This is a genomic window from Streptomyces sp. CLV115 (assembly GCF_038448545.1).
Classification (GTDB): Bacteria; Actinomycetota; Actinomycetes; order Streptomycetales; family Streptomycetaceae; genus Streptomyces; species Streptomyces sanglieri.
Genome location: NZ_JBCEWQ010000283.1, coordinates 1 through 5,078, shown reverse-complemented (window position 1 = coordinate 5,078; position 5,078 = coordinate 1). Strand labels below are relative to the sequence as shown.

At 68.6% G+C, this 5,078-nt stretch carries 9 protein-coding genes and 1 pseudogene; 5 read left to right on the top strand and 5 right to left on the bottom strand.

The window, feature by feature from the left end:
• On the top strand, nt 1-334 hold a 334-nt coding region (locus AADR41_RS41185), incomplete at its 5' end, for a hypothetical protein (RefSeq protein ID WP_342287512.1).
• Nucleotides 335-533: 199 nt separating this feature from the next.
• Here the strand turns inward: AADR41_RS41185 and AADR41_RS41180 are convergent.
• Nucleotides 534-794 carry a hypothetical protein gene (locus tag AADR41_RS41180; RefSeq protein ID WP_342287511.1) on the bottom strand — a complete coding sequence of 87 codons (261 nt, stop codon included), beginning with the start codon at nt 792-794 and terminating at the stop codon, nt 534-536.
• Between the two features lie 72 nt (nt 795-866).
• Between AADR41_RS41180 and AADR41_RS41175 the strand changes: the two genes are divergently transcribed.
• Complete coding sequence (locus tag AADR41_RS41175; RefSeq protein ID WP_342287510.1) at nt 867-1,598, top strand: hypothetical protein; 732 nt, start codon at nt 867-869, stop codon at nt 1,596-1,598.
• Nucleotides 1,599-1,888: 290 nt separating this feature from the next.
• Here AADR41_RS41175 and AADR41_RS41170 read toward each other — a convergent pair whose 3' ends face one another.
• The 3 genes from AADR41_RS41170 to AADR41_RS41160 all read right to left on the bottom strand — a co-directional run bounded on the left by AADR41_RS41170 (nt 1,889) and on the right by AADR41_RS41160 (nt 3,175).
• Nucleotides 1,889-2,047, bottom strand: a complete 159-nt coding sequence (locus AADR41_RS41170; RefSeq protein ID WP_342287508.1) for a hypothetical protein — start codon at nt 2,045-2,047, stop codon at nt 1,889-1,891.
• Nucleotides 2,032-2,562 carry a hypothetical protein gene (locus AADR41_RS41165; protein ID WP_342287507.1) on the bottom strand — a complete coding sequence of 177 codons (531 nt, stop codon included), beginning with the start codon at nt 2,560-2,562 and terminating at the stop codon, nt 2,032-2,034. The genes AADR41_RS41170 and AADR41_RS41165 overlap by 16 nt, the downstream gene beginning before the upstream one ends.
• Nucleotides 2,563-2,641: 79 nt before the next feature.
• Nucleotides 2,642-3,175, bottom strand: coding sequence for a pyridoxamine 5'-phosphate oxidase family protein (locus AADR41_RS41160; protein ID WP_342287506.1), 534 nt, complete (start codon nt 3,173-3,175; stop codon nt 2,642-2,644).
• Between the two features lie 208 nt (nt 3,176-3,383).
• Between AADR41_RS41160 and AADR41_RS41155 the strand changes: the two are divergent.
• A pseudogene (locus tag AADR41_RS41155) lies at nt 3,384-3,563 on the top strand (transposase); the annotation flags it as partial.
• Between the two features lie 493 nt (nt 3,564-4,056).
• Here the strand turns inward: AADR41_RS41155 and AADR41_RS41150 are convergent.
• Nucleotides 4,057-4,284, bottom strand: coding sequence for a hypothetical protein (locus AADR41_RS41150; RefSeq protein ID WP_342287505.1), 228 nt, complete (start codon nt 4,282-4,284; stop codon nt 4,057-4,059).
• A gap of 142 nt (nt 4,285-4,426) precedes the next feature.
• Between AADR41_RS41150 and AADR41_RS41145 the strand changes: the two genes are divergently transcribed.
• Nucleotides 4,427-4,864: a DUF6083 domain-containing protein gene (locus AADR41_RS41145; protein WP_342287504.1), complete on the top strand. Its 438-nt coding sequence runs from the start codon at nt 4,427-4,429 to the stop codon at nt 4,862-4,864.
• A 145-nt stretch (nt 4,865-5,009) separates the two neighbouring features.
• Nucleotides 5,010-5,078: DUF6225 family protein (locus AADR41_RS43080; RefSeq protein WP_446751206.1), on the top strand; the 69-nt coding region annotated here is incomplete at its 3' end.

The window sequence follows — 5,078 nt, the reverse complement described above, 5'->3', positions numbered from 1 at the left end:
CCCACCACGGCCCCACCCACGCCCCGAGGTGTTGCGATATCCGGCGGCCCCCGCACCCCGGACCGGCGCCCGCTCGTCCCGCCGCGCCTCGGTCATCGCCCTGGCTGCTGACCGCACGGGGCAGCCGGCCTCGCGCAGCTCCTTGTTCACCCGCGTCCTGCGGGCCGTGGCACGGGGCGTTCTTCGCTCGCACCGGTACATCCACGCCGTCGTCGACCAGCTGCGCGCCGAGGACCACGAGATCCGCGACGAGGACATCGCCCGGCATTCCCCCTCAACCACAAGAATCTCAACCTGCTCGGTTCTCCCGCTGGTTGGACCGTATCGCTGTTGATGCTGTCCGGGCCTCAGGGGTCTGCGAGAAACAGCTTTGGGACACCGGCCGCAACCGGACGCGCTAGTCGCACGTCTCCACAGGCACGCCTACGATCTCCATCACCCGCTGCACCAGCCACGCCACGTCAGCCTCCTGCAGCTCCCACGGTCTCCGAACCGGAGGATCCAGCAGGCAGCACAACATCCACGCCACGCCGTCACACGCCGGCCTGCACCCCTGCCCCAGATGGTGCTGGCAGGGCATCTCGCTCCTCGCTGAAGTTTGGTTCGGCCTGCGTCGGCAGCTTTGGCACTGAGAGCCCGCGCTTCTCCACCCGCATGAGCGCACCCCTCAACTGAGTGCGCAACGTCTCGGTGGCGTCCCGCTCCGGATTGAGCGTCAGTAGGTACCAGCGGATCGCCGGACACAGGGAGCCGGTCTTGGCCCGCTCTATCGCCGAGACGAACATCGACAGCACGGACGTACCCAAGGCCGAGGTCGCGGACAGCTTCGTCGCCTTCTGCGCCCACCCGGCACCGGTTCCGGAGCGGTGGCTGCTCCTCAACGGCGGCTTCCCCCGGGAACGCGGATCCGGCTGGGGCAGTACACCCTGCAGACCTTCACCGAGGTCGAGGTCCGTGAAACCGGCGCCTTCCACGTCCCATCCACGAGCCTCGAAGCCCTGACTGCCTTCTGCACCGCGATCTCGGTGGAGATCGACGCCATCATGACCGGCGTGACGCACAAACGGCGCATCGCCAACCGGCGCGCCCGGCGCCTCGAACGAGCCGCCCGTCACCTCCTGGCCGCCTACCAGCGCACCTACGACGACAACGGCTTCTGGCCTGTGGAAACCGACGAACTGCTCCTCGACTACGTCATCGCCCTGGAGGCCCTGCTCATCAGCCCCGTGGACGAGCGCCACAAGAACATCGCCAAGAACATCCGGTCCCGTGCCGCCGCTCTCTGCCTCACACCGGTGGAACAGGCACGAACCGAAGCCCTCGTCAAGAATGCCTACAAGGCCCGATCCGCCTACGTCCACGGCGGCGTGATCGAGGACCAGGCAGAGAAAGAGAAGCTGGAAGCGCTGCGCACGCTCAGACTCATCACGCTGCAGATCTTCCTGCGCTGGCTCATCCTGACCCCCTCGGACACCAACGACCTCGCACCCCTGCTCGACGCCGCCGAGGGCCCGGACCACGCGCGCCTCATCGAACAGCCGCTGCGTGACTTCTTCACCGCTACCCCGCAACGCGCGCGCCCCGCAGATATCGCCTGACTCGGGCCGTGGCCGAGCACCGCGCGACCGGCCGCACCAACCAGAGCCATCGGGTGTCGTTTCGTGGGGTGTAGTTGGAGTACGGGGCGCGGTGTGTGCTGGGGATATCCAGGGTTGGTCGAGACTGTGTGAGCGCGGGTTTGCGGGGGCGTAGGCCTGCTGGTCTGGGGATGTCTCTTCTTCATTGAGGTCTTCTTGGCATTCCTCAGATAGCGTCAACTTCTAAAGGCCCAGGTGTATTTTCCCTGGTCACGGCCTTCTGAGTCGACCGCAGGGCAGAAAAGAAGGGCCTACCGGCGGAGTGAGCGGAACCCTTTTGGGACGGGGCGGCGGTGGGTTTCGGCGAGGTGGTCCAGGCGGGCCTGGTCCAGGGACGCCTTGGTGATGATGCGTTCGGTGCCGTCGAGGATGCTCGGGATCGCGGCTTGGCGGATCAGAGGGAGGCACATTCGAAGAGGGAGAGGTCCGGGCGGGCGACGACGAGGTCTTCCTGGGCCCGCCAGCGTCCGCCGGCGCCGTGGCAGTCCGCGCAGCTGCCTTCGGGAGTGTGGCGGTCGAAGTGCGCAGTGGTCAGGGGACCGGCGCCGGCGTCCGCGACCGGGCCCGTGTCCGGGCCGATCCGCGGGAGGCGCGAGTAGAGCAGTCCGAGGTGCCCGTCGATCCCGGTGAGGGTGGCGACCGCGGAGCGGGGGTTGCGGTTCAGGCGGCGCTGGTCGACCGCGAGCGTGGCGCCGAGGCCGAGGACACGGTCGGCCTTGGGGCGGTTGCGCTGGGTGATGCACTGGCGTACGAACAGCGAAAGGCCCTCCAGGTACCGCAGTTGGACCTCGCTGTGCAGGGTGTCGATAGCGAGTGAGGTTTTGCCGATGCCGATGCCGATGCCGCTGCCGCTGCCGCTGGTGAAGGCTACGAGCCGGCCTTTGGGGATGCTGACGGACACGTCGCGCAGGTTGTTGGTGAGCACACGACGTCGATGGTGTCGCGCGCCTTGCCGGCCCCGGCAGCGTGGGAGGCCGGCATGCGCGTGTCCGATACGGGCCGGGTCACGCCTCGTCCGCCTTCCCGCCGAGCTTGGCGAGGTCGGGGGCGAACACGGCCATCCACTGCGGGTGCAGTCGGTAGAAGACCACGTCGTGGTCCCAGTCGAAGGCATCGTCTCCGTAGAAGTCCCGGAAGTACGCGAGCAGGTCTGGCCAGTCGGCGGCTGGCTCGCCGCGGTGGGGGTTGAGGACCTCCGCGGTGCCGTGTGTGAACACACCCAGATCCTCCCCGCGCATGTGCGCGGCGCTGACGGCGGGCCGGGCGGCGAGGTGCCGGGCCTTTGCGGCGCCGCGCGCGGTGCCGAAGTGCCACTTTCCGTGCAAGAAGTGCCCGTCCACGCCGCTGACCCGCGGCTCGGCCTTCGCCGTCACGGTGGACAGCGCAAGCGTGCACATGCCGGTGAGCACGCGAGTGAGATGCTCGGCGGTGAGCGTGCGCTCGCTGCTGATGATCGACCGCAGGTGCGCCGTGGAGCGGGAGAGCGAGGCGTCGAGGAGGGCTTGGAGCCGCTGGAGATCACCGGGTGTTTCGCGCATGAGGGTCCTTATCTGTCCGTCGTCCAGGTCCGCGCCACCACACGGCACCGACCGGCGCCCCCACTGTCTCCACAAAACCCGACATCTTCTGTCGTATTTCTTGCGGTGCCCTCTGCACCCTGCCATCGGGGTGCGGGCAGGCGTACAGGCGACGACCGGCTGCAAAACGCCGCGACCCTGCGCCGCGCCCGCGGCCGGGCGGTGCTGGATTGTTCCGGACGGGTTGTGGGAGACCGCCAAGCTGTTGATCCCGCCGTCGAAGGTGCGGCCGCAGGGTGGCGGGACGCAGGACACACCTGATGAGACGCAGTTCGCGGCGATCATCTACGTACTGGTCAGTGGCTGTGCCTGGCGGGCTGTGCCGCCCCGCTTCGGCGTCTCCAAGTCATGCCGTCCTTGCCTCGGCGGGTGACGTCGGAGCCGGTGTAACCGGGCGGGTGCTGGCGGAACAACGTGTCGATCCGAAGGTCCGCTCGACGATGCCCTCGGCGGTCGGTGCGAACGGCGGAGCGGCCTGCCCGCTGCGCCCAGAACCGTGCCCGCCTCGTGCGGGCCCTCTGCACGCGGCTGGACCGCCTCACAGAAGCCCAGGCTTCCGCCTCGTAGCTGCGGGCCGGATGTCAGTGCCCGCCGCCAGGCGGTCCGTAAGGTACTGCTGTGCCGAGGTGAGTGGTGATCGGTTCTCCATAGTGGCCTCCTCCCGGTTCGGCGGGCGTCTGGCCGGCCCGACCCAACCCATGGACCGTGGCAGAAGCCGCGTGACAGAAGCCGCCAACCATGTCAACTGAAGCTTCTATTTCGGAATGAGTTCGGTGTATTGACCTAAATCAGTGCACGCGGACGAACCAGCCACCCGGACCGCTACCCCGTTCCGCCCGCGCCTACCAGTGCATACCGAGCTGGTCGAGGTCGGCGCGGCGTTGTTCGGGGAGTTTCGCGGCGCGTTTGCGGACGTTGTCGAGCCGCGTGCCGAGCTTGACCACCACGACCCCGGCAGCGCCGCTCTGACAGCCCGGCACCGCCTCTGCCGGGTTGTCCCGTCGCAGGGCGTTGACCGGAGAAGGCCAATGTCTGGCGGCGACAGACCCGTAGTTGGCGTGTTCTGACACTGAATCAGCCAAGGGCGGACCGGCCCCCGAGCCTGCGTGCGCACCGTGTGGCGCGTACGGCCGCCCCAGGACCACGGGCCTCTCCTGTACCGGCCGGATCGCGCCCTACCGCACCTGACGGCCCGTCCGGACCCTTTCAATCATGGGGGACACCGAGAACACCACACCCTGGCCGGACCACCCCGACGACGAGCTGCAAGCCCTCCGCGAAGGCGCCACCGCACCAAAACCACCCGCACCGCCCGACTGCCCGGACTGCGGACTCCCACAGGACCGGTACCCCACCCTGCACGAAGGCCACTGGGTGCTCCTCGAATCCGGCATCACCGTGCCTTCCCACCAACTGCCACCCCGCCGGCGATGGCGCATCACCCCCGACGGCACGGCGTGGAACACGGGGGATGCCGAACCCACCCCCGGCGCCACATGCCACGTCGCGCACCACCTCGTCTGCCCCTGCCCCACCGCCGACACCTGGTGGCCCTGGCCGTGGGGAACCGCACTGCGCCAGGAGAACGGCCGCCGGGCGCAGCGCCTGTTCAACCTTCCCGACCTGCGTGACCTACCGGACGCGAGCTGACGGTACGGTGTCCACCGGCCGGGCGTGCTTCACCACCGGTGATCAGCTATTCACCCCGGCCCCCTGTACCCCGGATAAGCGCACTCTGCCCGGGGTACAGCCGTGTCTCCATCAGCGGCCCGGTCCGGTCCGGCACTCTGTGCCCATGACCGATGTCTTCGAGCACGCCCCGCAGGTCTGGAACGCCGCGCAGCTCCGTGATGCGCTCAAGGAC

Excerpts from the sequence above, each read along its gene's own strand:
- AADR41_RS41170 (WP_342287508.1), bottom strand. The coding sequence starts at position 2,047 with ATGTGCCTCCCTCTGATCCGCCAAGCCGCGATCCCGAGCATCCTCGAC.
- AADR41_RS41145 (WP_342287504.1), top strand. The coding sequence starts at position 4,427 with ATGGGGGACACCGAGAACACCACACCCTGGCCGGACCACCCCGACGAC.
- AADR41_RS41160 (WP_342287506.1), bottom strand. The coding sequence starts at position 3,175 with ATGCGCGAAACACCCGGTGATCTCCAGCGGCTCCAAGCCCTCCTCGAC.